23 protein-coding genes and 1 tRNA gene are annotated in these 24,213 nt (G+C 72.4%); 13 read left to right on the top strand and 11 right to left on the bottom strand.

Annotated features, from left to right (window positions below; genetic code table 11):
• The first annotated feature begins 258 nt into the window (after positions 1-258).
• The 3 genes from cysS to ABZ862_RS19945 all read left to right on the top strand — a co-directional run bounded on the left by cysS (position 259) and on the right by ABZ862_RS19945 (position 4,778).
• Entirely contained in the window at positions 259-1,659 is a 1,401-nt protein-coding gene (gene cysS / locus ABZ862_RS19955; protein WP_360959797.1) for a cysteine--tRNA ligase, read from the top strand.
• A gap of 66 nt (positions 1,660-1,725) precedes the next feature.
• On the top strand, positions 1,726-2,667 hold the full coding sequence (gene rlmB / locus ABZ862_RS19950) for a 23S rRNA (guanosine(2251)-2'-O)-methyltransferase RlmB (protein ID WP_360959795.1): 942 nt from the start codon (positions 1,726-1,728) through the stop codon (positions 2,665-2,667).
• A 146-nt stretch (positions 2,668-2,813) separates the two neighbouring features.
• Positions 2,814-4,778, top strand: a complete 1,965-nt coding sequence (locus ABZ862_RS19945; RefSeq protein ID WP_360959793.1) for a DoxX family membrane protein — start codon at positions 2,814-2,816, stop codon at positions 4,776-4,778.
• Between the two features lie 256 nt (positions 4,779-5,034).
• On the opposite strand, the gene ABZ862_RS19940 is transcribed toward ABZ862_RS19945, so the two are convergent.
• The 3 genes from ABZ862_RS19940 to ugpC all read right to left on the bottom strand — a co-directional run bounded on the left by ABZ862_RS19940 (position 5,035) and on the right by ugpC (position 7,742).
• Complete coding sequence (locus ABZ862_RS19940; RefSeq protein ID WP_360959791.1) at positions 5,035-5,787, bottom strand: nucleotidyltransferase family protein; 753 nt, start codon at positions 5,785-5,787, stop codon at positions 5,035-5,037.
• Between the two features lie 92 nt (positions 5,788-5,879).
• Entirely contained in the window at positions 5,880-6,362 is a 483-nt protein-coding gene (locus tag ABZ862_RS19935) for a hypothetical protein (RefSeq protein WP_360959790.1), read from the bottom strand.
• Positions 6,363-6,602: 240 nt separating this feature from the next.
• A complete protein-coding gene (gene ugpC / locus ABZ862_RS19930; RefSeq protein WP_360959788.1) occupies positions 6,603-7,742 on the bottom strand; it encodes a sn-glycerol-3-phosphate ABC transporter ATP-binding protein UgpC in 1,140 nt (379 codons plus the stop codon).
• 203 nt (positions 7,743-7,945) lie between these two features.
• On the opposite strand from ugpC, the gene ABZ862_RS19925 reads away from it, so the two are divergent.
• A tRNA-Thr gene (locus ABZ862_RS19925) sits at positions 7,946-8,022 on the top strand.
• Positions 8,023-8,264: 242 nt separating this feature from the next.
• Here ABZ862_RS19925 and ABZ862_RS19920 read toward each other — a convergent pair.
• Both ABZ862_RS19920 and ABZ862_RS19915 read right to left on the bottom strand, forming a co-directional pair.
• Positions 8,265-8,444: a hypothetical protein gene (locus ABZ862_RS19920; RefSeq protein WP_360959786.1), complete on the bottom strand. Its 180-nt coding sequence runs from the start codon at positions 8,442-8,444 to the stop codon at positions 8,265-8,267.
• Between the two features lie 239 nt (positions 8,445-8,683).
• On the bottom strand, positions 8,684-9,163 hold the full coding sequence (locus ABZ862_RS19915; RefSeq protein ID WP_360959784.1) for a GNAT family N-acetyltransferase: 480 nt from the start codon (positions 9,161-9,163) through the stop codon (positions 8,684-8,686).
• Between the two features lie 53 nt (positions 9,164-9,216).
• Here ABZ862_RS19915 and ABZ862_RS19910 point away from each other — a divergent pair, with 53 nt between their 5' ends.
• The 3 genes from ABZ862_RS19910 to ABZ862_RS19900 all read left to right on the top strand — a co-directional run bounded on the left by ABZ862_RS19910 (position 9,217) and on the right by ABZ862_RS19900 (position 12,054).
• Positions 9,217-9,885: a rhomboid-like protein gene (locus ABZ862_RS19910; RefSeq protein WP_360959782.1), complete on the top strand. Its 669-nt coding sequence runs from the start codon at positions 9,217-9,219 to the stop codon at positions 9,883-9,885.
• 9 nt (positions 9,886-9,894) lie between these two features.
• On the top strand, positions 9,895-11,298 hold the full coding sequence (locus ABZ862_RS19905; RefSeq protein WP_360959780.1) for an FAD-dependent oxidoreductase: 1,404 nt from the start codon (positions 9,895-9,897) through the stop codon (positions 11,296-11,298).
• Between the two features lie 69 nt (positions 11,299-11,367).
• A complete protein-coding gene (locus tag ABZ862_RS19900) occupies positions 11,368-12,054 on the top strand; it encodes a pentapeptide repeat-containing protein (RefSeq protein ID WP_360959778.1) in 687 nt (228 codons plus the stop codon).
• A 24-nt stretch (positions 12,055-12,078) separates the two neighbouring features.
• On the opposite strand, the gene ABZ862_RS19895 is transcribed toward ABZ862_RS19900, so the two are convergent.
• A complete protein-coding gene (locus ABZ862_RS19895; RefSeq protein ID WP_360959776.1) occupies positions 12,079-12,579 on the bottom strand; it encodes a hypothetical protein in 501 nt (166 codons plus the stop codon).
• 160 nt (positions 12,580-12,739) lie between these two features.
• On the opposite strand from ABZ862_RS19895, the gene ABZ862_RS19890 reads away from it, so the two are divergent.
• Positions 12,740-14,263, top strand: a complete 1,524-nt coding sequence (locus ABZ862_RS19890) for a M1 family metallopeptidase (protein WP_360959774.1) — start codon at positions 12,740-12,742, stop codon at positions 14,261-14,263.
• A 100-nt stretch (positions 14,264-14,363) separates the two neighbouring features.
• Here the strand turns inward: ABZ862_RS19890 and ABZ862_RS19885 are convergent, their stop codons facing one another.
• On the bottom strand, positions 14,364-14,939 hold the full coding sequence (locus tag ABZ862_RS19885) for a TerD family protein (protein ID WP_360959772.1): 576 nt from the start codon (positions 14,937-14,939) through the stop codon (positions 14,364-14,366).
• Between the two features lie 191 nt (positions 14,940-15,130).
• On the opposite strand from ABZ862_RS19885, the gene arfB reads away from it, so the two are divergent.
• The gene (gene arfB / locus ABZ862_RS19880) at positions 15,131-15,571 is read left to right on the top strand and encodes an alternative ribosome rescue aminoacyl-tRNA hydrolase ArfB (protein ID WP_360959770.1); all 441 of its coding nucleotides are present in this window, start codon (positions 15,131-15,133) and stop codon (positions 15,569-15,571) included.
• Between the two features lie 25 nt (positions 15,572-15,596).
• Here the strand turns inward: arfB and ABZ862_RS19875 are convergent, their stop codons facing one another.
• Positions 15,597-16,181: a flavin reductase family protein gene (locus ABZ862_RS19875; protein ID WP_360959768.1), complete on the bottom strand. Its 585-nt coding sequence runs from the start codon at positions 16,179-16,181 to the stop codon at positions 15,597-15,599.
• A gap of 389 nt (positions 16,182-16,570) precedes the next feature.
• On the opposite strand from ABZ862_RS19875, the gene cdgB reads away from it, so the two are divergent.
• Positions 16,571-18,235 (top strand): diguanylate cyclase CdgB, encoded by a 1,665-nt coding sequence (gene cdgB / locus ABZ862_RS19870; RefSeq protein WP_360959766.1) that lies wholly within the window; start codon positions 16,571-16,573, stop codon positions 18,233-18,235.
• Positions 18,236-18,352: 117 nt separating this feature from the next.
• Positions 18,353-19,300, top strand: a complete 948-nt coding sequence (locus ABZ862_RS19865; RefSeq protein ID WP_360959764.1) for a carbohydrate-binding protein — start codon at positions 18,353-18,355, stop codon at positions 19,298-19,300.
• A 40-nt stretch (positions 19,301-19,340) separates the two neighbouring features.
• Here the strand turns inward: ABZ862_RS19865 and otsB are convergent, their stop codons facing one another.
• From otsB to ABZ862_RS19850, 3 genes are read right to left on the bottom strand one after another with little or no spacing between them, the layout of a single operon-like run.
• On the bottom strand, positions 19,341-20,246 hold the full coding sequence (gene otsB / locus ABZ862_RS19860) for a trehalose-phosphatase (RefSeq protein WP_360959762.1): 906 nt from the start codon (positions 20,244-20,246) through the stop codon (positions 19,341-19,343).
• 56 nt (positions 20,247-20,302) lie between these two features.
• Positions 20,303-20,566: a DUF3263 domain-containing protein gene (locus tag ABZ862_RS19855; protein ID WP_360959760.1), complete on the bottom strand. Its 264-nt coding sequence runs from the start codon at positions 20,564-20,566 to the stop codon at positions 20,303-20,305.
• 50 nt (positions 20,567-20,616) lie between these two features.
• Positions 20,617-21,885, bottom strand: coding sequence for an extracellular solute-binding protein (locus tag ABZ862_RS19850; protein WP_360959842.1), 1,269 nt, complete (start codon positions 21,883-21,885; stop codon positions 20,617-20,619).
• Between the two features lie 128 nt (positions 21,886-22,013).
• On the opposite strand from ABZ862_RS19850, the gene ABZ862_RS19845 reads away from it, so the two are divergent.
• Positions 22,014-22,994, top strand: coding sequence for an ROK family protein (locus ABZ862_RS19845; RefSeq protein WP_360959758.1), 981 nt, complete (start codon positions 22,014-22,016; stop codon positions 22,992-22,994).
• Complete coding sequence (nagA, locus tag ABZ862_RS19840; protein ID WP_360959756.1) at positions 22,994-24,139, top strand: N-acetylglucosamine-6-phosphate deacetylase; 1,146 nt, start codon at positions 22,994-22,996, stop codon at positions 24,137-24,139. Before ABZ862_RS19845 ends, nagA begins: the two co-directional genes overlap by 1 nt.
• Positions 24,140-24,213: the final 74 nt, after the last annotated feature.

Genomic DNA, 24,213 nt, shown 5'->3' with positions numbered 1-24,213 from the left:
CGGTCCCTGTCGGCGCCGTGGGGGTGGGCGGGGAGTGGGTTCGCCCCCGCCGCCCCTTCCCGTCCCGTCACGGGGGCTCCGCCCCCGTACCCCCGCTCCTCAAACGCCGGAAGGGCTGTGAGGGGGAGGGCCGGTGAAGGGGTGGGGCGGTGGAGGGGTGCGGCGGTGGAGGGGTGGGGCAGGGGGGAACGTCACGAATGTGTGGCCCTTGCCCGGAAGGGGCGCGAGGCACGGCCCGGTTCCCACTACCCTGGTTGCGTGACCATTCGCCTGTACGACACCAACGCCCGGCAGATCCGTGACTTCACCCCGCTCGCACCGGGCTGCGTCTCGATCTACCTCTGCGGTGCCACCGTGCAGGCCGCACCCCACATCGGGCACATCCGCTCGGGCCTGAACTTCGACATCATGCGCCGCTGGTTCGCGTACCGCGGCTACGACGTCACGTTCATCCGCAACGTCACCGACATCGACGACAAGATCATCGCCAAGTCGGCCGAGCAGAACCGCCCCTGGTGGGCGATCGGCTACGAGAACGAGCGCGCCTTCAACGACGCCTACACCGCCCTCGGTTGCCTGCCCCCGACCTACGAGCCCCGCGCCACCGGCCATGTGACCGAGATGGTCGCGATGATGCAGGGCCTCATCGAGCGCGGCCACGCCTACGAGGCCGACGGCAACGTCTACTTCGACGTGCGCTCCTTCCCCGGCTACCTCGAGCTGTCCCGGCAGGAACTCGACAACCTCCAGCAGCCCTCCGGCACCGGCGAGACCGGCAAGCACGACCCCCGCGACTTCGCCCTGTGGAAGTCCGCCAAGCCCGGCGAGCCCACCTGGGACACCCCCTGGGGGCCGGGCCGCCCCGGCTGGCACCTGGAGTGCTCGGCCATGGCGCACAAGTACCTCGGCACCGCCTTCGACATCCACGGCGGCGGCCTCGACCTGATCTTCCCGCACCACGAGAACGAGATCGCCCAGGCCAAGGCCTACGGCGACGAGTTCGCCCGCTACTGGGTGCACAACGCCTGGGTGACCATGGCCGGCGACAAGATGTCCAAGTCGCTCGGCAACTCCGTGCTCGTCTCCGAGATGGTCAGGACCTGGCGGCCGATCGTGCTGCGCTACTACCTCGGCACCCCGCACTACCGCTCCATGATCGAGTACAGCGAGGAGTCGCTGCGCGAGGCCGAGTCCGCGTTCGCCCGGATCGAGGGCTTCATGCAGCGCGTGGTCGAGACCGCCGGAGCCGTCGAACCCGCCGCCGACGTACCGCCCGCCTTCGCCGAGGCCATGGACGACGACCTCGGCGTCCCGCAGGCCCTCGCCGTCGTGCACACCACCGTCCGCCAGGGCAACAGCGCCCTCGCCGCCGCCGACAAGGACACCGCCGTCGCCCGCCTCGCCGAGGTGCGCGCCATGCTCGGCGTCCTCGGTCTCGACCCGCTCGACCCCGGCTGGTCCGGAGAGGGCACCGACCGCGGCGAGGACCTGAACGGCGTCGTCGACAGCCTCGTCGGCCTCGTCCTCCAGCAGCGCGAGTCCGCCCGCGCCCGCAAGGACTGGGCCACCGCCGACGCCATCCGCGACCAGCTCAACCGGTCCGGTCTCGTCATCGAGGACAGCCCGCAGGGGCCGCGCTGGTCCCTCGGCCCGCGCTGAGCCCCGGCACGCCCACAGCACCACAGGTACCCCCGCAGAACGGGTACCCCTACAGACAGGTAGATCATGGCCGCGAACAACCGCCGCATGTCCGGCAAGAAGGGCGCGCAGGTCGGCAGTGGCGGCCAGCGGCGCCGGGGCCTGGAAGGCAAGGGCCCCACCCCGCCCGCCGAGATGCGCAAGGGCCACGCCAAGCAGCGCGCCGCCGCCGCGAAGTCCCGCCGCGCCCAGGGCGCCCGCCCGCAGCAGCGCCGCGGTGGCAAGGGGACGTCCGAGTTCGTCGTCGGCCGCAACCCGGTCGTCGAGGCCCTGCGCGAGGGCGTGCCCGCCAGCACCCTCTACGTCCAGCAGTTCATCGACAACGACGAGCGTGTCCGCGAGGCCCTCCAGCTCGCCGCGGAACGCGGCGGCATCAACCTCATGGAGGCCCCCCGCCCCGAGCTCGACCGCATGACGAACGGGCTCAACCACCAGGGCCTGGTCCTCCAGGTCCCGCCCTACGAGTACGCCCACCCCGAGGACCTCGCCCAGGCCGCCTACGACGAGGGCGAGGACCCGCTGATCGTCGCGCTCGACGGCGTCACCGACCCGCGCAACCTCGGCGCCGTCGTCCGCTCCGTCTCCGCCTTCGGCGGCCACGGCGTCGTGGTGCCCGAGCGGCGCGCCGCCGGTATGACCGCGGGCGCCTGGAAGACCTCCGCCGGTGCGGCCGCCCGCACCCCGGTCGCCCGCGCCACCAACCTGACGCGCGCCCTGGAGGCGTACAAGAAGGCCGGCATCGTCGTCGTCGGCCTCGCCGCGGACGGGGAGACCGAACTCGGCGAGGTGACGGCCCTGTCCGGGCCCGTCGTCATCGTCGTCGGCAGCGAGGGCAAGGGACTGTCCCGCCTCGTCGGGGAGACCTGCGACGTCCGGGCGCGCATCCCGATGCCGGGTGGCGCGGAGTCCCTCAACGCCGGTGTGGCTGCCGGGATCGTGCTCTACGAGGCGGCCCGCCGCCGTAGCTGACCCCGCCCCCGCCTCCGCGGCGAGGGCGAACAGGTGTCCGGCGGCTCACCCGAGCGGGTCGAAAAGGGCGGACAGGGCGAGCTTGACGCGGTCCGGACACATCGGGGCGGTCGAGGCAGTGTCCTAACTCCGTGTCACTCGGTTAGATGAGTGTGGACACCAGAACACCCCGCACACCCACGGGGGACCGCTCGTCGGGATACGACGACGCTCCCGCGCTGAGCATGGTGAAGGTGCCGAGCGATCCGGCGCAGGTCATCGTCAACCATGCGAGCTTCCGCGTGCAGTTGGGCGCGTCCGCGCGCCGCGCCCAGTCCCCGCGGATCGCCCGCCACCTCAGCGCCGCGGACGACACCGCCCGCATCCCCGTCGCGGGCGCCGCGGGCAGAGCGGCCGCCGCGCCCGCGCGCGGCCGCCGTCGCCCCGTCGTCTGGAGCGGCCACTCGGCCCCCGACGACACCGGCGCGCACCGGCTCCTCCAGGCCGTGCGGGGCGGCAGCGTGGGCCACGGGGACGAACCGCTCACCGGCCCGGCCGCGGACACCGGGGCGACCCGTGTCATCCCCCGCGTCGACGGCGGCGGGGCCGACGGGCCGTACGCCGACGGCGGTCACGACCCGTACGGCGGCCACGACCCCTACGGGGGAGGCGGTCACCGCGGCGGATACGGCTACGGCTACGGCGACGCGCTCGCCGACACCGCCCCGGGCGGCACCCCCGTCGTGGGCGCCCAGCGCGGCCGTGGCACGAGCGGCCCGCCCGCCGACGGCACCCGTCTCCTCCCGCACATGCGCACCGGGGACAACGCCTTCGACGACCCGGCGTACGACTACCTCTTCGCCGACGGCCGCGGCCGGGACGACCGCGGTGGCGCGCGTCGTGGCGACGACCACGGCACAGACGGCGGCTACGAGGACACCGACGACGTCTACGACGTCACGTACGGGGACGCCTACGGCGCCTACGACGACACCGGCGACGCTTACGGTGACGCCTACGACGAGACCGACGAGACCGACGCGGCCACCCGGCGTCACGCCGCCCGCCGCACCGGCGACGACCCGGCCCGGCACGCCTACTTCCCCGGCCGCCGGATGAACCTCGGCGTCGTCCTGCTCCCCCTCCGCATCCTCCTCGGCTTCGTCTCCATCTACACCGGCATGGGCAAGCTCTGCGACCCCGTCTACTTCGACGGCGGCAGGCGCGGCTCCATGGTCAAGTGGCTCAACACCCTGCACCCCTGGGAAGTCGCCGAGCCGCTGCGCGCGTTCGCCCTCCACCACCCCGTCGGCTCCGGCCTGGTGATCGCCTTCCTCCAGGTCGTCGTCGGCGTCCTCACCATCCTCGGCTGCTGGCAGCGGGTCGCCGCCGCCGTCGGCGCGCTGCTGTCCGCCGCGCTCATCCTCACCGTCAGCTGGAAGACCGCCGCCGTCTACGACGCCCCCGACTTCATCTTCCTCGCCGCCTGGTCCCCGCTGGTCATCGCGGGCGCCCCCGTCTACTCCGTCGACGGCCGCCTCGCGGGCAGCGCCTGGCGCCGGCTCGGCCCCCGCTCCGACATCTGGGAACTCCGCGCCTACGTCCTGCGCCGCGGCGCCCTCGTCACCGCGCTCACCGTCGGCCTCACCCTGCTCGTCGGCTCCCTGCTCGGCGGCGCCGTCCGCGACGCCGGCCGTGTCGTCGTCCCCGGCCCCGGCGAGGCGCCCCGCAACGAACTCCCCGGCTCCCCGCTGCCCGGCGAACCCGGCGCACGGCACCGCAGGACCCCGGCCGCCCCCACCACGCCCACCGAGGGCGCCACCGGCACCGGTACGCCGTCCGGCGCGGCGGCCACCCCGGGCACGGCCGACGCCTCCGACACCGCCACCGCGGGCACGCCCAGCCAGACCCAGGGCACCGCGGGCCAGACCCCGCCGCGGCAGTCCGCGCCCGTCCAGCAGGCCCCCAGCACCAGCGCGGGACCGACCGGCGGCACCACGACCGGCGGCGGACCGGGCGCGGGCGGCGCGGGCACGGCCCCCGGCGGCACGGGAAGCACCGGCGGCTCCTCCGGCGGCGGTTCGGGGTCGTCCGGCGGCCGTACGGGACTGGTGGGCGGCCTGCTGGGCTAGCGCCCCGCCCGTACCCGGCACCCGCGGCCCCGCGAGAGCGCCACCGGCGCCTCAGAGAGGGCCCGGACGGCCAGGAGACGGTCACCGGCGCCCGTGTGGCGTAGCGATCAGCGACGGCCACCGGACCACGACTACGGCGATGGGGTCCCCCGAACCACTCGGGGGACCCCATCGCCGTAGTCATGAGGCGGTTTGCCGGGCCCCGGGACCGCCGGACCGCCGGAATGCCCGAATGCCGGGTCGCCGGATTGCCGGATCAGCGGCCGCCGGCACCGCTCCCGCCGCCCAGAGCGGCCAGCTCCTTCGCCGCCTCCGTCAGGTCCTTCGCCGTGTCGATGGCCCGCCAGTACGCGCCCTGCGGGATCGTGAAGCCGGCGAGGCGCCGCTCCCGGGCCAGCCGCGGGAACGTGGTGCGCTCGTGGTCGCCGCGCTCGGGAAGCATGCCGGTGAACTCGGGGGAGAAGACGTAGACGCCCGCGTTGATCTCGAAGGTCGACGGCGGGGCCTCGATGAAGTCGGTGATACGGCCGAAGCCGTCCGTCCTGACGGCGCCCCAGGGGATACGGGGCCGGGCCAGCGCGAGGGTCGCGACGGCGTCGCGCTCGGTGTGGAAGTCGGCCATGTCGCGCAGCGAGAAGCGCGTCCAGATGTCCCCGTTGGTGGCGTACCAGGGCCGCTCGGGGTGCGGGAGGTGCGCGGCGGCGTACCGGAGACCGCCGCCGCGGCCGAGGGGCTCCGTCTCGACGACGGTGGTGACCTTGACGGGCAGATCGGCCGCCGCCAGCCAGTCCTGCAGCACCTCCGCGAGATGACCGCAGGAGACCACGACGTCGGTGACGCCCTCCTCGGCGAGCCAGACGAGCTGATGGCCGATGATCGGGGTTCCCGTGCCCGGGATCTCGACCATCGGCTTGGGGCGGTCGTCGGTGTAGGGACGGAGCCGGGAGCCCTGGCCACCGGCCAGGACCACGGCTTGGGTGGGGCGCGACGCCGCGTTCGGGTGGGTCATGCCCCGAACTGTACGTCGCGCCCAGGGTGCCCCTCACCCTCCGCGGCGGCTTCTTGGCGACCCGTTACCGACTTCCCACCCGGGGCTTGCGGTCAGCTGTGCGCGGCCATGACACCGGAGGCGAAAGCGGTGTCGCAGACCGGGCGGGCGTACGACTGCGCGCGGGACGCGCCGTAGATACGGACGGCGGCCCGGCCGAGCGAACGGGCGATGGAACCGCAGTGCCGGGCCAGTGACGGACGGCCGTTCACCGCCTGCTGGAGATGGGTCAGGGCGACGCCGGGGTTCTTCTCCTCGAGTTCGGTGAGGAGCCGGTCGCGCAGGACCTCCTGCGGGGCACGGGCGTGCGCCCGCGAGGAGACGCCGGACGTCAGGGAGCCCGACGCGACCGACGCGTCCGAGGCGTCCGACGCGGTGAGCACGGAGGCCGAGGGACTTCCCGACCAGTTGACCCGGGTGACCGCGAGGGTCCCCGAGAGCACCAGGACGACGGGCAGGACGAGGGCGAGGGAGCGGCCGATACGGCGGGCGGGACCCCGGCCGCTTCGCGTCTGAGGGATGGTGGAGTGCTTCACGCCAGTGAGGGTAGCGCCCGGTAACCATATGGCGACATTTCGTCACCGTAACGAGGGACGGAAAGACGCCTTTCGCGCTGCGGGGTGTTGACGCACGCTGCTCGAAACGCCGGGAGTGCCGGGGTTTCGGAGAGCGCGGGGGGACACGGGAAGAGGGCCCCGCAGACCGTTGCGGGGCCCTCTTCGTCAACAGGGCCGAAATGCCCTGATGTGCCGCGTTTTCTCTCGCGTGCTGCGGTGTCAGTCGGTGAGACGCTCGCCGGTGGAGGTCGAGAACACGTGGGTCTCGCCCGCGCGCGGCACGACGTGGACGTGGGCGCCCTTCTCCGGCACGGCACGGCCGTTGACGCGGACCACCAGGTCCTTCAGCTCGCCGCCGACCTCGGCGGTGCCGTAGACGTAGCCGTCGGCGCCGAGCTCCTCGACCACGTTGACGGTGACCGCGAGGCCCGCCGGGGCGTCCTCGGCTTCCTTGGACAGCGAGGCCGCGGCGGCGCCGCCGCCCAGCTCGACGACGTCGAAGTGCTCGGGACGCACGCCGACCGTGACCGTGGTGTCACCCCTGTCGGCGGCGGCCTTGAGGGCGTCGCGGTTGACCGGGACGACGCTGTTGCCGAACTTCACACCGCCGTCGGTGATCGGCACCTCGACCAGGTTCATGGCGGGGGAGCCGATGAAGCCGGCCACGAAGAGGTTCGCCGGGCGGTCGTACATGTTGCGCGGGGTGTCGATCTGCTGCAGCAGACCGTCCTTCAGCACGGCGACCCGGTCGCCCATCGTCATGGCCTCGACCTGGTCGTGGGTGACGTAGACCGTGGTGATGCCCAGCCGGCGCTGCAGGGACGCGATCTGCGTACGCGTGGAGACACGGAGCTTGGCGTCCAGGTTGGACAGCGGCTCGTCCATGAGGAACACCTGCGGCTCACGTACGATGGCGCGGCCCATCGCGACACGCTGCCGCTGACCGCCGGACAGCGCCTTCGGCTTGCGGTCCAGGTACTCGGTCAGGTCGAGGATCTTCGCGGCCTCCTCGACCTTCTTCCGGATCTCCGCCTTGTTGATGCCGGCGATCTTGAGCGCGAAGCCCATGTTGTCGGCGACCGTCATGTGCGGGTACAGCGCGTAGTTCTGGAACACCATGGCGATGTCCCGGTCCTTCGGCGGCAGGTGGGTGACGTCACGGTCGCCGATCCGGATGACACCGGCGTTGACGTCCTCGAGCCCCGCGAGCATCCGGAGCGAGGTGGACTTGCCGCAACCGGACGGGCCGACCAGGACGAGGAACTCCCCGTCCTCGATGTGGATGTCGAGCGCGTCGACGGCGGGCTTCTCGGTGCCCGGGTAGATCCGGGTCGCCTTGTCGAACGAGACAGTGGCCATGGTGAATGAACCCCTTCTACCGGCAGGAACGTGCCGGACGATCCGAGTAGGAAGGCGGATGGTGTAGTCCACACGAGCGAACTGCCTCGGACGCTACCTCCCGATCCGGCCATCTGTCAGCAGCGAAGGCAGGTGAACTCCGCGAAAATTTTCCCAGGGCCGGGCCGCGGCCCCGGGTACACTGCACAGGCACACCCGAACACGCCTCCTTAGCTCAGCTGGTCAGAGCGCCGCTCTTGTAAAGCGAAGGTCGTCGGTTCGAATCCGACAGGGGGCTCCAGCTGCAGAAACCCCGACCGAAGTGATTTCGGTCGGGGTTTCTTCTGCAAAGAACGGCCGCTGGTCGAGGGTGATGAATTCCTCCTCGGCCGGTGGACGGCACGAGACCTTGCCGACCGTCTCTCCGGTCGGGTGGCCCAGATCGGCTGTGGCGGACCGCTGGGGTGCCGGCGGAACGGCAGGGACCGGGCAGGTGCGTCCGGGCCGTGTTTCACGATGGCGCGGTGCCCGGGGTCCGGCCGTTCAGCCGGTCGGGTCTGCCGGGTGCCGGACGGGCGTCCGCCCCGGGATCAGGACGGCGAGGGTTCTGCGGGCGTCGAGGCGTCGCGCCGGGGTTCGGGCGAAGGTCGCGGTCAGGGCGAGGATCGAGATCGTGCAGCCGTAGAAGACGGCGCTGATGGCGGAGAGGAGCCCGACAGCCATCGGGCACGCACCTTTCTTCCCCCGTTCGGCCCGGTCGGCCGGGTGACGGCCCGGCGCGGGCGTTGATGCGTTCCGTGTCCACGATACGAGCCCCGTCAACCACCCCTCCAGAGGCCCGCGGTGTCAGGCCCCGTTCCTCGACTCTGCTGAAGACGAGGGACTTTGCCGATGTCCGGAGTCACTGTCGTCTCCGTGTGTGCCCGTGCCGGAGGGGCCGTTCGGTGGCTGGTGCCGCGGCACTAGGCGTGGCTGCCGAGGGTTGTGAGGGGCTTGTCCGTCAGGCGGTATGTCGTCCAGTCGGACTGGGGGCGGGCGCCGAGGGACTCGTAGAAGTCGATGGCCGGGGTGTTCCAGTTCAGGACCGACCATTCCAGGCGCTGGTAGCCGTGGGTGACGCAGATGCGGGCCAGTTCGGTGAGGAGGGCCCTGCCGTGGCCGGTGCCGCGGGCGGTGGGGCGGACGTAGAGGTCCTCCAGGTAGATGCCGTGGGTGCCGCGCCAGGTGGAGAAGTTCAGGAACCAGAGGGCGAAGCCGACCGGCTCGCCGGTGGTGTCGTCGGCGGCGATGTGGGCGTACGCGGCGGGGTGGGGGCCGAAGAGGGCGGTGTGGAGCTGGTCGGGGGTCGCCCTGGCCTCGTGCGGGGCCTTCTCGTAGTCGGCCAGCTCGCGGATCAGGGTGTGGAGGGTGGGGACGTCGGCAGGGGTCGCGGTGCGGATCATGGGGCGAGGGTAGCCGGGGGGCCCTGGAGGGCCCGGTCGGTGATACTGGGCGGGTGAATCGCCTTGTGGACCTGGGGAGGGGGGTTCTGCGGCGGGTGCCGGGGTATGTGCGGCGCGCGCCGGGGACTTATGTCTGGCTGGCGATCCTGTTCGTGACCACCGTCGCGCTGCATCACATGTCTCCGGAGTTCGAGCGGGAGTTTCTCCTCCAGCGGTCGACGAATATCCGGGAGTTGTCGCAGGATCCGGTGCGGGTGCTGATCACCAGTGCCCTGTGGATCGACGGGGGGCACTGGCTGCCCTATGTCGTGCTGTACAGCGTTTTCCACGCCCAGGCCGAGCGCTGGCTGGGGACCGTGCGGTGGCTGGCGGTGTGCGTGGCCTCGCACGTGCTGGCGACGCTGGTGAGCGAGGGCGTGCTGCTGAAGGCGATCCATGACGGGATCGCGCCGCGTTCCGCCGTCAACACCCTTGATGTGGGGGTCAGTTACGCGCTGGTGGGGGTCGTGGGGGTGCTCTGTTACCGGGTTCCCCGGCCCTGGCGGTACGGGTATCTGGGGGTGGTCGGGGTGCTCTACGCCCTTCCGCTCGTCGAGGGGCCCACCTTCACCGACATCGGGCATTTCAGTTCGCTGCTCATCGGGCTCGCGTGTTATCCGCTGGTCCGGGGGCGGGAAAATGTACGGAATCCGAAGGAGACAGTGGCTGGTTCCACGGGATAGCGTCGGTTTATGGGCAGCTCAGGGAGCGGTTTCGTCAATGGCGGTATCTCGTTCTGGTTCGGGGACGACGGGCTTCCCGCGGTGCGGGAGCCGTTGCCGGGTGACTCGACCGCTGATGTGGTGATCGTCGGTGGCGGATACACCGGGTTGTGGACCGCCTATTACCTCAAGCGGGCCGATCCCTCGTTGCGGATCACCGTTCTGGAGCGGAAGTTCTGCGGGTACGGCGCCTCCGGGCGGAACGGCGGCTGGCTCTACAACGGCATCGCCGGCCGGGACCGGTATGCCGCGCTGCACGGGCACGAGTCCGCCGTACGGTTGCAGCGGGCCATGAACGAGACCGTCGACGAGGTCGTCCGGGTGGCCGGTGCCGAGGGCATCGACGCCGGGGTGCACCAGGGCGGGGTGCTGGAGGTGGCCCGTACCCCGGCCCAGCTGGCGCGGCTGAGGGAGTTCCACGAGCACGAGCTGGCGTACGGCGAGAAGGACCGCGTGTTCCGCGGCGCGCGGGAGACCGCCGAGCGGATCCGGGTCGCGGACGCCGTCGGGTCCACCTGGACGCCGCACGGGGCGCGGCTGCATCCCGCGAAGCTGGTGAAGGGGCTGGCGGCGGTCGTGGAGGGGCTGGGCGTCGTCGTCCACGAGTCGACCCCGGTGACCGGGATCCGGCCGGGGTGCGCGGTGACGCCGTACGGGACGGTCCGGGCGCCCTACGTGCTGCGCTGCACGGAGGGGTTCACCGCGGAGCTGCCGGGGGAGCGGCGGACCTGGCTGCCCATGAACTCCTCGATGATCGCCACCGAGCCGCTGACCGAGGCGCAGTGGGCGGAGATCGGTTGGGAGGGGAGGGAGACGCTGGGCGACATGGCGCATGTGTACATGTACGCGCAGCGGACGGCCGACGGGCGGATCGCGCTCGGCGGGCGCGGGGTGCCGTACCGGTTCGGGTCGCGGACCGATGACGACGGGCGGACCCGGGTCGCGACGGCCGCGGCCCTGCGGGGCGTGCTCGTCGGGTTCTTCCCCTCGCTGGCCGGGGTGCGGATCGCGCACGCCTGGTCCGGGGTGCTGGGGGTGCCGCGGGACTGGTGCGCGACGGTCGCGCTGGACCGGACGACGGGGCTGGGCTGGGCCGGGGGGTATGTGGGGTCCGGGGTGGCGACCACCAATCTCGCCGGGCGGACCCTGCGGGACCTGGTGCTGCGGGCGGCGGGGCAGGGCGGCCGGACCGGGCTGACGGATCTGCCGTGGGTGGGGCACCGGGTGCGGAAGTGGGAACCGGAGCCGTTGCGGTGGCTGGGGGTGCGGGGGATGTACGCGACCTACCGGACGGCGGATCGCCGGGAGGGGGCGTCGTACGGGGTGCGGTCGTCGCGGCTGGCCCGGGTGGCGGACCGGGTGGCGGGGCGGTAGCCGGACGGTGGCCGGGCGCCGTCTGCCCAGGTCGGGGCGATTGTCGGTGGCGGGGTGCAGGATGGGGGCATGGCGAGGAGAGCGGTCGGTGGGGGCGGCGGGGCGGACGGGGTGAAGGGGGCCCGGCGGCCCGAGGTGCGGCTGCCGGGGCTGGAGGTGTTCGGAGGAGGGGGACTGGAGCCGGACGGGGATTATGACGGGCTGGAGTTCCGGGAGGAGGATCTCGGCGGGCAGGACGGGCGGGGCGCGCGGTTCATGGACTGCCGGCTGACCGGATGCGCGCTGGACGAGGCCGAGCTGCCGCATGTGCGGGTGCTGGACTCGGTCGTGGCGGCGCCGCGCGGGGTGGGGACGAATCTCGCCGAGGCGACCCTGCGGGACGTGGAGCTGCTCGACGCCCGGCTCGGGGGTGTGCAGCTGCACGGGGCCGTGCTGGAGCGGGTGCTGGTCCGGGGCGGCAAGATCGACTACCTGAATCTGCGGGACGCGCGGCTGAGGGACGTGGTCTTCGAGGGGTGCGTGCTCGTCGAGCCGGACTTCGGGGGTGCCCGTCTGGAGCGGGTCGAGTTCGTCGACTGCCGGTTGACGGGGGCGGATCTGACGGGGGTGACGATGAAGGACGTGGATCTGAGGGGAGCGGTGTCGCTGGAGGTCGCGAGAGGCGTGGAGCGGTTGTCCGGCGCGGTCATCAGCACGGGGCAGCTGCTGGATCTGGCGCCGGTGCTGGCGGGGGCGCTGGGGATCCGGGTGCTGTGAGCGTGCGGCCCGGGTGGCCGGAGGTCAGGGCAGCCGGGGGAACTTCGCCTGGAGCGTCCAGATCGCCGGGTTCTCCGCCAGGGCGTCGTGGAGGTCGCACAGGTCGGCCAGCAGGTCCTGGAGGAAGTCCCTTGCCTCACGGCGCAGTTCGGCGTGGGAGAAGCTGAGCGGAGGCTCGTCGGCGGGCATCCAGTCGGCCTCGATGTCGACCCAGCCGAAGCGGCGCTCGAAGCGGAGGCGGTCGGTGGACTCGGTGAAGTCGAACTCGGCGCGCTGCGGGCGGGCGGCGCGGGAGCCGGCCGGGTCGCGGTCGAGGCGCTCGGTGATGTCGCACAGCGCCCAGGCGAAGTCGAGCACCGGCACCCATCCCCAGGCCGTGGACAGTTCCCGGTCGGCCTTGGTGTCGGCGAGGTAGACGTCGCCGCAGAACAGGTCGTGCCGCAGGGTGTGGACGTCCACGGTGCGGTAGTCGGTCTGCGGGGGGTCCGGGAAGCGGTTGGAGAGGGCGTAGCCGATGTCGAGCACGTAGGTGATGGTGTCACGGCGTCGGGGAGCGGGCGCGCGGCCGGCTCCGGACGCGGACGCGGGCGGGGCGCGGGCAGGACGTAGGCGGGGCGTGGGCAGGGCGGGACCGGCCCGTGGACGAGGCCGGGTCCGGGATCCGGGCCCGCCTAGGATCCGTGGCATGTCCTGCTCCGCACCCGCCGACCAGCCTGTCGACCGGCCTGTCGACGGGGCCGCCGATCGGTCTGCCGTTCCGGCGTCCGCCGTCCGGCGCCGCCCGTGGCGCACCGCCGCGCTGCTGCTCGGCGTCCTGGCCGTCCTGCCCGCGTCGGCGCTGACCGCGTGCGACGGCGGGGTGCGCGGCACTCCCGGGGGCTTCGGGGTGCGGGATCCGTACTTCCCGAAGCTGGGCAACGGCGGATACGACGTGCGTCACTACGGGCTGACGCTCGCCTACGAACCCGGCGGCCACCGGCTCACCGGTACGGCGGTGATCACGGCCCGGGCGACGCAGGACCTGTCCGCCTTCGACCTCGACCTGAAGGGGCTGACGGTCGAGAAGGTCACCGTGGACGGCGAGGCGGCCCGCTGGAACCGGGCGGGCCAGGAGCTGACCGTCCGTCCGCGCGACGAGGTGAGCGCGGGCGGGACGTTCCGTACGACCGTCCGTTACTCCGGCACCCCCGTGACCGTCACCGACCCGGACGGCACCGAGGAGGGCTGGCTGCGCACCGGCGACGGCGCCCTCGCCCTCGGTGAGCCGACCGGCTCGATGGCCTGGTTCCCCGGCAATCACCACCCCTCGGACAAGGCGTCGTACGAGGTCTCCGTGACCGTGCCGGAGGGGCTGACGGCGGTGTCCAACGGGGAACTGCGGAGCGAGCGCACCGCGCACGGCCGGACGACGTTCGTCTGGCGCACCGCCGAACCCATGGCGAGCTATCTCGCCACGCTCGCCGTCGGCCGTTTCGAGGTCAGCCGCTCGGTCACGGACGACGGGCTGCCGGTCTGTACGGCCGTCGATCCGGCGCTGGCGGCGGACAGCCGCGCGGTGCTCGCGGAGCTCCCGGAGATCGTGGCGTGGGAGGAAAAGACCTTCGGGCCGTATCCCTTCTCCTCCACCGGGGCGATCGTCGACCGTCTCGACGGCCTCGGGTACGCCCTGGAGACGCAGAACCGCCCCGTCTTCCCCGGCGCCCCGGACACCGGCACCCTGGTCCATGAGCTGGCCCACCAGTGGTACGGGGACTCGGTCACCCCGGAGAGCTGGCGGGACATGTGGCTGAACGAGGGGTTCGCGACGTACGCGGAGTGGCTGTGGGACGAGGACCACGGCGGTGACCCGGCGCAGCGGACCTTCGACGCGCTCTACGACGGCAGCTGGTTCGACGCCGATGCCGACGGCGGCGGCGAGCAGGGGGCGGAGGCCATGTGGGCCTTCCCGCCGGCGAAGCCGCCGGGTGCGGCGCAGCTGTCGGACAGCCCGGTGTATCTGCGGGGTGCGATGGTGCTGCACAAGATCCGGCAGAAGGTGGGTGACGAGGCGTTCCTCGGCATCCTGCGCGGCTGGGCCGCGGCGCACCGGCACGGCAACGCGGACACGGCCGGCTTCACCGCGTACGTGGAGAAGCGGGCGCCGGGCGAGGACTTCTCCGGGATCTGGCGGGACTGGCTGTACGGCGACGGCAAGCCGGACCGCCCCTGAGCCCGACTCCGTCCCCCTGCCCCGGCCCGGCGGCCGGTCACCGGCCGCCGGGGTGCGGGTACGGGACGCCGGACGGGCGGACCGTGGGACGGGCGGACCGTCAGACGTTGACGCCGAAGTCCTGGGCGATGCCGACCAGGCCCGAGGCGTAGCCCTGGCCGACGGCCCGGAACTTCCACTCGGCGCCGTTGCGGTAGAGCTCGCCGAAGACCATGGCGGTCTCGGTGGCGGCGTCCTCCGACAGGTCGTAGCGGGCGATCTCGGCGCCGCCGGCCTGGTTGACGATGCGGATGTAGGCGTTGCGGACCTGGCCGAAGTTCTGGCCGCGGTTCTCGGCGTCGTAGATGGAGACCGGGAACACGATCTTGTCGACATCGGCGGGGAGACCGGCCAGGTTGACGTTGATCGCCTCGTCGTCGCCCTCGCCCGCGCCGGTGCGGTTGTCACCGGTGTGGACGATGGTGTTGTCCGGGGTCTGCTTGTTGTTGAAGAAGATGAAGTGGGCGTCGGAGTAGACCTTGCCCTGCGGGTTGACCGCGATGGCGGAGGCGTCGAGGTCGAAGTCCGTGCCGGTGGTGGTGCGGACGTCCCAGCCGAGGCCCACGGTGACGGCGGTCAGGCCCGGAGCTTCCTTGCTGAGCGAGACGTTGCCGCCCTTGGACAGGCTTACAGCCATTGTTGGGAGTCCCTTCCCTCGTGGTGCACGTACGTACGCGCGTAAAGGCTTCGCACTGCGGACGAAGCTACCGTCATCGGTAGGAACGTCGACAGGTGTCGCCCCGGTTCCTGATGCTTTACCTTTTTTACCTTTTCCGGAATCAGTTCCGCGTCAAATTCGGATGACGTCGTGGCGGCGGTGACGGGAACATGGTCGTCATGTCCGGTCCTTATGTCGTCCGCGGCTCCGTCTCCCTGCCCGAGGCCGAGCTCATGTGGCGTTTCTCGCGGTCGTCGGGGCCGGGTGGGCAGCATGTGAACACCACCGACACCCAGGTCGAGCTGCGGTTCGATCTGGCGCGCACCGAGGCGCTGCCGGAGGTGTGGAAGCGGCGGGCGCTCGAGCGGCTCGCCTCCCGTCTCACGGACGGTGTCCTGACCGTCCGTTCCTCCGAGCACCGTTCCCAGTGGCGCAACCGGGAGGCCGCCGCGGTACGGCTGGCCGCGCTGCTCGCGGAGGCCACCGCGCCCCCGCCGAGGCCGCGCCGCCCGACCCGGATCCCGCGCGGCATCAACGAGCGGCGGCTGCGGGAGAAGAAGCAGCGGGGGGACACGAAGCGGGGGCGTTCGGGCCGCGACTGGACGGCGTAGCGGCCGGACGGCGCGGGCGGGGTCCTCACCTCAGCTGCCGGTAGCGCCCCTTGAAGTACGTCAGCGGGCCGCCCTCGGTGCTCGGCGCGCGGGCCGTGAGGACCCGGCCGACGACCAGGGTGTGGTCCCCTGCGGTGACGCGCTGCTCGGTGCGGCACTCCAGGGTGGCCAGCGCCCCGCCGATCAGGGGTGCCCCGCTGGCCTCGCCCCGGGTCCAGGGGACGTCGGCGAAGAGCAGCCGGTCGCTGATGCGGCCCTTCATGGCGAAGCGGCCCGCGATGTGCCGCTGGCTCTCGGCCAGGACGGAGACGGCCCACAGGGGCTGTTCGGCGAGCAGGTCGTCCATGCGGGAGCCCTCGCGCAGGCCGACGAGGACCAGCGGCGGGTCGAGGGACACGGACATGAAGGCGGTGGCCGTCATGCCGGCGTCCTCGCCGCGCGGTGCGGTGGGGTCGTCGGGGTCGAGGGGCGGCTCCTGCGCGGTCAGCAGGACCACGCCGGAGGCCAGGCGGGTCATGGCGGCCCGGAACTCGTCGTCGCTCACCCCCTCAGGATGCCTGGTGGGGGTGGGGGCGGCGGCTGCGGGGGAGGTGGGGGAGGCGTCGGGCACGCGGAGACGCTAGTCTCCGGCCGGTGGGCGTGACATCGGGCCGGAGCCCGATGAGGGGGACCGCCCGGGCCCAGGACCACGGAACGGGACCACGTGCCGTGCGGCCGTCCGCCCGGCGCCCGGGGTGGCCAGGTGGACTGGACCACGTGACCGGTGTTCACTGTCCGCACAGTGAAGACACAGAATTTCCCCGTAATTGCTCACGTTATGTTGTGACTTGAGTCACAAGAGACATCAATTGTTGACCCTGTGTACCGAGTGGGCAGCGCGCTGTGATTCAGTGGCCGTGAGGTACAAGGGAACCACTCATTGACCACTCATTGACCACTCAGTGAGAAGCGCCGAAGACAACCCTTGATTCGCTGCGATGTCTCGGGGGGAGGGCGAGCATGGAGACCGAGTCGGAGCCGTATGTCCGTCTGGCGTCGCTGCGGCAACTGCACCAGGTCATGGCGGACATGAACAAGGCCCGCAGCCTGGCGGACACGTTGCAGGCGGTCGCGGACGGCGTGATCGGCGGCCTGGGCTACGAACTGGCCTGTGTGAACCTCGTCCAGCCGGACGGCGATCTCGTGGTGGCCGCGTTCGCGGGGAACCCCGCGGCCGAGGCGCTGATCACCGGCCGGGTCGGCTCCCGGCACTCGTGGGAGCGGCGGCTGCTGATGGGGGAGGCGTGGGGCGACCTGCGTTTCATACCCCACACCGAGGGCTGGGTCCTCGACGACGACGATGTGCCGCAGTGGTACACCGACGGGCCCGCGCCCCGCTTCGAGGACGAGTGGCACCCCTCCGACCGGCTGTTCGCCCCCATGTACTCGCCGGGCGCCGGCGGCTCGCACGGCGAACTGGTCGGTGTGATCTCCGTGGACCGGCCGCGCAACGGGCGGCGACCGGGCGCGTGGGGCCGTGAGGCGTTGCAGCAGTACGCGTTCCAGGCGGCCATCGCGATCAGCAACGCCCGGCTGCGGGCCAACATGCAGCGCGCCCTGGTGAGACTGGAGCGGGAGCAGCAGGCGCTGCGCGCCAGTGAAGAGTCGTTCCGCCAGGCCTTCGAGTACGCCCCGTCGGGCATGGCGATCGCGGAGATGGGCGGCGACCAGCACGGCCGTATCCTGCGCACCAACGACGCCCTGTGCCGGCTGCTGGGCCGCCCGGCGTCGGCGATGCGCCGCTACTCCTTCTCCGACCTGGTCCACCCCGAGGACATCGGCACCCTGCTGCGCACCTCGGCGGAGGGCGGCCGGGCGGAGCTGCGGCTGGGGCGCCGGGACGGCACGTACGTGTGGGTGTCGCTGCGCAACTCGGTGGTGGCGGACGCGGCGGACGGGCCGCGGTTCCTGCTCACGCACGTCGAGGACATCGAGGAGCGCAAACGCCGCGAGCTGCAGCTGGCGCACCGCGCCTCGCACGACTCGCTGACCGGGCTGCCGAACTCGGCGGAGCTGCGTTCGCGGCTGTCGTCCCGGCTGTGCAAGCGCCCGCAGGCGGCGCATCCGGACGGGCCGGAGTCGCTGGACGCGGCGTACGGGCATCCGGCGTTCGACACGCACGGGCACGGTTTCGACTTCCGGCCGGGCGCGGAGGGCGTCGACGCCTACGACCATCATGTGCACACCATCGCCCCGGGCGAGGCCGCGGGCGGCTACGACGACGGCGCCAAGGGACTCGCGGTGCTCTTCTGCGACCTGGACGGCTTCAAGTCGATCAACGACCGGTTCGGGCACAACGCGGGGGACGCGGTGCTCATCGAGGTGGCCGGACGGCTGACCCGGGGGGTGCGGGACGGTGACACGGTCGCGCGGCTGGGCGGCGACGAGTTCGTGATACTGGCCGACGGTCTCGGCAAGGCGGACGCGCAGGACCTCGCCGTACGGCTGCGCAACGAGATCATCCAGCCGATCCGGGCCGAGGGCCGGGCGGTCCGGGTGGGCGCCAGTTTCGGCATCGGGTGGGCGCACTGCGGGATGACGGCGGACGAAGTGTTGAAATCAGCCGACGAGCGGATGTACGTCGAGAAACGATCTCGTCCCAAAGCTCATCGCCGGGCCGGATGATCCGCAGGTCAGAGCGATGTGAGGGATCCGGTCACCCGTTCGGGGCGGCCGGAGCGGGTAGGCTCGCCCTTCACACGTACAACGCATCCGCCCGCACCTGTTGAGGAGTACCCAGGGATGACGCCCGGCAACAACGGAGGGAGCCCGCCCGAGGACGACGACCCGTTCGGCTACCTCTACGCCGACGGTCAGGCCCGAGGAGCCCAGCCGCCGTCCGGTGGTGGGTACGGCTATCCGAACTCGGTCAACAGAGTGCGCCCGGTCGGTGAACGGCAGTACGGCCAGGCACAGCAACAGCAGCCGACGGCGCAGTACGGCCAGGCGCCGACGCAGCAGGGCGCGTACGGGCAGCCGGGCACGCGCTACGCGGCGCCGGAGCAGGCGCCGGGCGGCGCCCCGGCGGGCGGCCGTCGTGCGGCGCCCTCCGGCGGGGGCGGCAGGGGCCGCGGCCCCAACACCAAGGGGCTGCTGATCGGCGCGCTCGCGGTGGTCGCGGCGGTCGTCATAGGCATCAGCGTGGCGATGATGAACGGCTCCGGCGACAAGAACGACGCCGGCGGCGGTACGGCGGCTCCGTCGCAGTCGGGGAGCACGTCGGCGAGCCCGTCGTCGAGCGGCGGCGACTCCACGTCGCAGGAGCTGCCGAAGCCGATCGACGCCAAGGCGCTGCGGCTGGACGGCGGCGCGGCGACGGCGTCGGACGTGGAGGGCGCGCAGGCCGACGGCGGTGTCTACGTCACGCTCAACCAGACGGGCTCCTCGGTGACGTGGACGGTCAACGGCGTTCCGTCGGCGGGTGCGTACACGCTGTTCGCGCACTACAGCGCCGTGGACGACCAGTCGATGACGCTGACGATCAACGGCAAGAAGTTCGGCACCAAGATGAGCATGAAGAACTACGCGCAGGCCAAGGACGGCGACTTCTCGAAGGGCTGGACCACCACCTACGCGTATCCGACCCTCACCAAGGGCACGAACACCATCGCCCTGTCCTGCGAGGACGGCGACCAGTGCAACGTCCTGCTGGACCAGCTGTGGCTGAAGCAGGGCCAGGTCAAGGGATAGCGACCGCGCCGTACGGCGGCCGCCCGCGCCCGGCCGGGTCCTACCGGCCGGGCAGCCGGGCGGCCAGGGACGTCAGCAGGTGGACGACGCCCTCCGGGCCGTCCACCACCAGGTCCGCCCGTGAGGACAGTTCCGTGACCTCGGTGCTGCCGCTGCAGACCAGCAGGCCGGGGACGCCCTCCTCGCGGAGTTTCTCCACGGCCGCGTAGGCCGGGAGGTCGCCGAGGTCGTCGCCCGCGTAGAGGACCGCCTGCGCCCCGGTGGCCCGGACGTGATCGCGCAGGGCCACGCCCTTGTCCATGCCCGGCGGGCGCAGTTCCAGGACCAGGCGGCCCGGTTCGACGATCAGGCCGTGGGTGGTGGCCAGCGCGGTCAGGGGGCCCCGGAGGGCTTCGAAGGTCTGCTGGGGGTGTGCCGCGCGGCGGGTGTGGACGGCGATCGCCCTGCCGCCCTTCTCCTCGATCCAGATGCCGTCGCCGGCATCGGCGGGGGCATCGGCGTCGGCGGGGGCATCGGCGTCGGTCCGGGCCAGGAGGTCCGGGAGTGCGGCCCGCGCCGCGGCCACTCCGGGGTGCGGGGGCGGGGCGGTGAGGGTGGCGGTGGCCGCGTCCCAGCGTTCGGCGCCGTAGTGGCCCAGGACCACCAGGTGTTCCAGGCCGGGTACGTCCGCGAAGCCGCCGTGGTGCACGGCGACCTCGGCCGGGCGGCCGGTGACGACGGCGACGGACGCGACCTTCGGGGCGAGCGCCGCCAGCGCGGGTACCGCGCCGGGGTGGGCGCGGGCCTGTTCCGGGTCCGGGACGATCGGGGCGAGCGTGCCGTCGAAGTCGAGGCCGATCACGGTGCGGTCCGGGTGGGCGAGGATCGCGGCGATCGCCTCACGGCCGGCCCGGGTGACGGGCTGCGGGAGGGGATGGCGGGAAGGGGCCTGCGGCTCGGTGGGCATGCCGTCAACCTAACCGGGGGACGCCCGCCCCATGCGTACCCCGGCCGCCGGGGTTCTCAGCGTTCGGTGCGCCGCGTCTCCCTGACGCGCCGCAGCCGGTTCACCGTCACCGGGTCGTGGGCCAGGGCCCGGGTGTCGTCGAGGAGGGCGTTGAGGAGCTGGTAGTAGCGGACCGGGGCCAGACCCAGCTCCTCCCGTATGGCGCGTTCCTTGGCGCCGGGGCCGGGGAAGCCGCGGCGCTCCAGGGCCAGGACCGCGCGTTCGGTGCGGCCCAGGCCGTCGGGTGCGGTGCCCTCGGGCCCGCCGGTCTCGTCCTCCATGAGTGCACGGTAGCGGCCGTCACCGACAGCCGCCCCGGCAGCCGCTGTGCCTACTTGGTGCGCGACGCGTTGTCCGCCGCGTTGTCCGCCGCGCTCGCCTTGGACTGCAGGCGGGTCAGGACGGCGGACGGATTGCCGTCCGGGGCGACCGCCTGGCCGATGCTCTTCTTGATCGCGGCGCTGACGGTGGCCCACGAGGTCTTGCCGACCGGCGGGAGCACCGACGACGGCAGCTGCTCCAGGAACGGCCACATCTGCTCGTCCTGCTTCGACTCGGACATGGTCTGGGACGCCGACTGGGTCACGGGCAGCAGACCGTACTCGCGGGTGAAGGACAGGACGTTCTTCTCGTCGTAGACGAAGTCGAGGAAGTCGCCGATCTGTTCGGCGTGGCCGTGCTGCTTGAACGCCATCATCCAGTCGGCCACGCCCATCGTGGACTTGGACTGGGCGTCCTTGCCGGGCATCGGCACCATGCCGAACTTGACGTTCTTCTCCTCGGCCTGCTTCATCAGCGTGGGGTGGCCGACGAGCATGCCGACGTCGCCGTTCGCGAACGCGGTGAACGCGTCGGCGCGGTTGAGCTTCGCGGGCGCGACCGGACCGGTGAGGCCCTTGCCGACCAGTTCGTCCTTCAGCCAGGTGAACGTGGTGACGTTGCGCGGGTCGTCGATGGCGTACGTGCCGATGTCGCTGGTGTAGCCGTCGCCGTTGCTGAGCAGCCACTGCATGGTCTCGGCCTGGGCCTCCTCGGGGCCGAGGGGCAGCGCGTACGGGTAGCTCACGCCCTTGGCCTTGAGGGCCTCGGCGTCGGCGGCGAGCTGGTCCCAGGTGGTGGGCGGGGTGATGCCGGCCTTCTCGAAGAGCGTCTTGTTGTAGAACAGCATGCGGGTGGAGGCCGCGAACGGGATGCCGTACTGGGTGTGGTCCGCCTCGCCCGCGTCGGCGAGCTGGGAGATGAAGTCCGCCTGGGTGGAGATGGACAGCAGGTCGTCCGCGCCGTACAGCTTGCCCTCGGCGGCGTAGTCGGCGTAGGCGCCGATCTGCGCCAGGTCGGGGGCGTTGCCGTCGGCGACCATGGCCTTCACCTTGGCGTCGACGTCGTTCCAGGAGTAGACGGAGACGTCCACCGTCACATCGGGGTGCTTGGCCTCGTACGCCGTCACCAACTGGTCCCAGTACTTCTGGGAGGTGTTGGCCGAGGAGTCGCCGTAGTCGGCCGCGACCAGATGAAGGGTCACGTCACCGGATGCGGCCCCGGTCAGTCCGCACCCGCTGAGGACCGCCGTCATGCCCAGGGCGGACACCACCGCGGTCATTGCCGTCTTGCGCCGAGCCACTGCTCCCGACCTCGCCTTCGCCGTCGTGCTGTTCAACATATGGACAGAATAGGTCTACACCATATGTGGACTAGACCTCTTGCGGCTTCGGGGTCACACTGTCCCCCGTGAGACATGTCATCGCCCTGGACGTGGGCGGTACGGGGATGAAGGCTGCCCTGGTCGGCGCGGACGGCGCGCTGCTGCACCAGGCACGCCGCGCCACCGGCCGCGAACGCGGGCCCGGCGCCGTCGTCGAGGAGATCCTCGACTTCGCCGCCGAGCTGCGCGCCCACGGCACGGAGCACCACGGCGGACCCGCGGCCGCCGCGGGCATCGCCGTACCCGGCATCGTCGACGAGACGCACGGCGTCGCCACCTACGCCGCCAACCTCGGCTGGCGCGACGTACCCCTGCGTGACCTGCTCACCGACCGGCTCGGCGGCATCCCCGTCGCCCTCGGCCACGACGTGCGCACCGGCGGCCTCGCCGAGGGCCGCGTCGGCGCGGGCCGCGGTACCGACCGCTTCCTGTTCGTCGCCCTGGGCACCGGCATCGCGGGCGCCATCGGCGTCGACGGCCGGGTGGAGGCGGGCGCGCACGGCTTCGCCGGTGAGATCGGCCACATCGTCGTACGGCCCGGCGGCGAGCCCTGCCCGTGCGGGCAGCGCGGCTGCCTCGAGCGCTACGCCTCGGCCGCCGCCGTGAGTGCCGCGTGGGCCGCCGCCACCGGGACGGCGGACGCCGACGCCGCCGGCTGCGCGCGCGCCGTCGCAGCCGGTGACCCGGACGCCGGCCGCGTCTGGGCGGCCGCCGTGGACGCGCTGGCCGACGGGCTCGTCACCGCGCTCACCCTGCTGGACCCGCGCACCCTGATTCTCGGTGGCGGGCTCGCCGAGGCCGGGGAAACCTTGATCACACCCCTGCGGGACGCCCTCCGGCGCCGCGTCACCTTCCAGCGGCTCCCGGACCTCGTCCGCGCCGCCCTGGGCGACACCGCCGGCTGCCGGGGCGCGGGACTCCTCGCCTGGGACCTCCTGACCGCCCACACCCCGACCGCCCCGACCGACACGACCGACTCGACCGACCCAACGGAGGTAACCGCCTGATGGCCACCACCACAGTCTTCGCCGGTGCCCGGGTGGTACTGCCCACCGGGACCGTGGACGGGGGGCGGGTGATCGTCGAGGGCACACGCATCGCCGGAAGCGCGGCCCCGGACGCCCCGGTCGTCGACGTGAGCGGCCACTGGCTCGTGCCCGGCTTCGTCGACATGCACACCCACGGCGGTGGCGGCGGCTCCTTCTCGGTGGGGACGGTCGAGGAGATCCTCAAGGCCGTCCACACCCACCGCACGCACGGCACGACCACCATCGTCACCTCCACCGTCACCGACGACCTGGACGTCCTCGCCCAGCGCGCCGGCCTGCTGTCCGAGCTGGCCGAACAGGGCGACATCGCCGGCATCCACTTCGAGGGCCCCTTCATCTCCCCGCACCGCAAGGGCGCCCACTCCGAGTCCCTGCTGCGCGACCCCGACCCGGCCGAGGTGGCCAAGCTCGTCGACGCCGCGCGCGGCCAGGCCCGCATGATGACCCTGGCGACCGAACTGCCCGGCGGCACCGACTCCGTACGGCTGCTCGCCGAGCGCGGGGTGATCGCCGCGATCGGGCACACCGACGCGACGTACGAGCAGACCGTCGAGGCCATCGACGCGGGCGCCACCGTCGCCACGCACCTGTTCAACGCCATGCCGCAGCTCGGCCACCGCCTCCCCGGCCCGGTCGCCGCGCTCCTGGAGGACGAGCGGATCACCGTCGAGCTCATCAACGACGGCACCCACCTCCACCCGGCCTCCCTGCAACTGGCGTTCCATCACGCGGGTCCGGAACGCGTGGCGTTCATCACCGACGCCATGGACGCCGCCGGCTTCGGCGACGGCCGTTACCTGCTCGGCCCGCTGGAGGTCGACGTCACGGACGGCGTGGCCCGCCTGGTGGAGGGCGGCGCGATCGCCGGGTCCACCCTCACCCTGGACCGCGCGTTCAAGCGGGCGGTGACCGTCGACCGGCTGCCCGTCGAGCACGCGGTGCAGGCCCTGTGCGCCAACCCGGCCCGGCTGCTCGGCGTCGACGACCAGGTCGGCTCCCTCGACCCGGGCAAGTACGCCGACTTCGTCCTGCTGGACGACACGTTCGACGTCAAGGGTGTCATGCGGCACGGCGAATGGGTGGTGCGGCCCGAACTGGGCTGACCGGCAGGGCAGGCAGAACCGGCAGAACCGGCAGGGCGGGTGCCAGGGAGGCCGGGGTCCGGGGGCCCGGCCCC

It is taken from the genome of Streptomyces sp. NPDC047000 (assembly GCF_040644295.1).
Taxonomy (GTDB): Bacteria; Actinomycetota; Actinomycetes; order Streptomycetales; family Streptomycetaceae; genus Streptomyces.
This window is presented reverse-complemented; position numbering and strand designations above follow the sequence as displayed.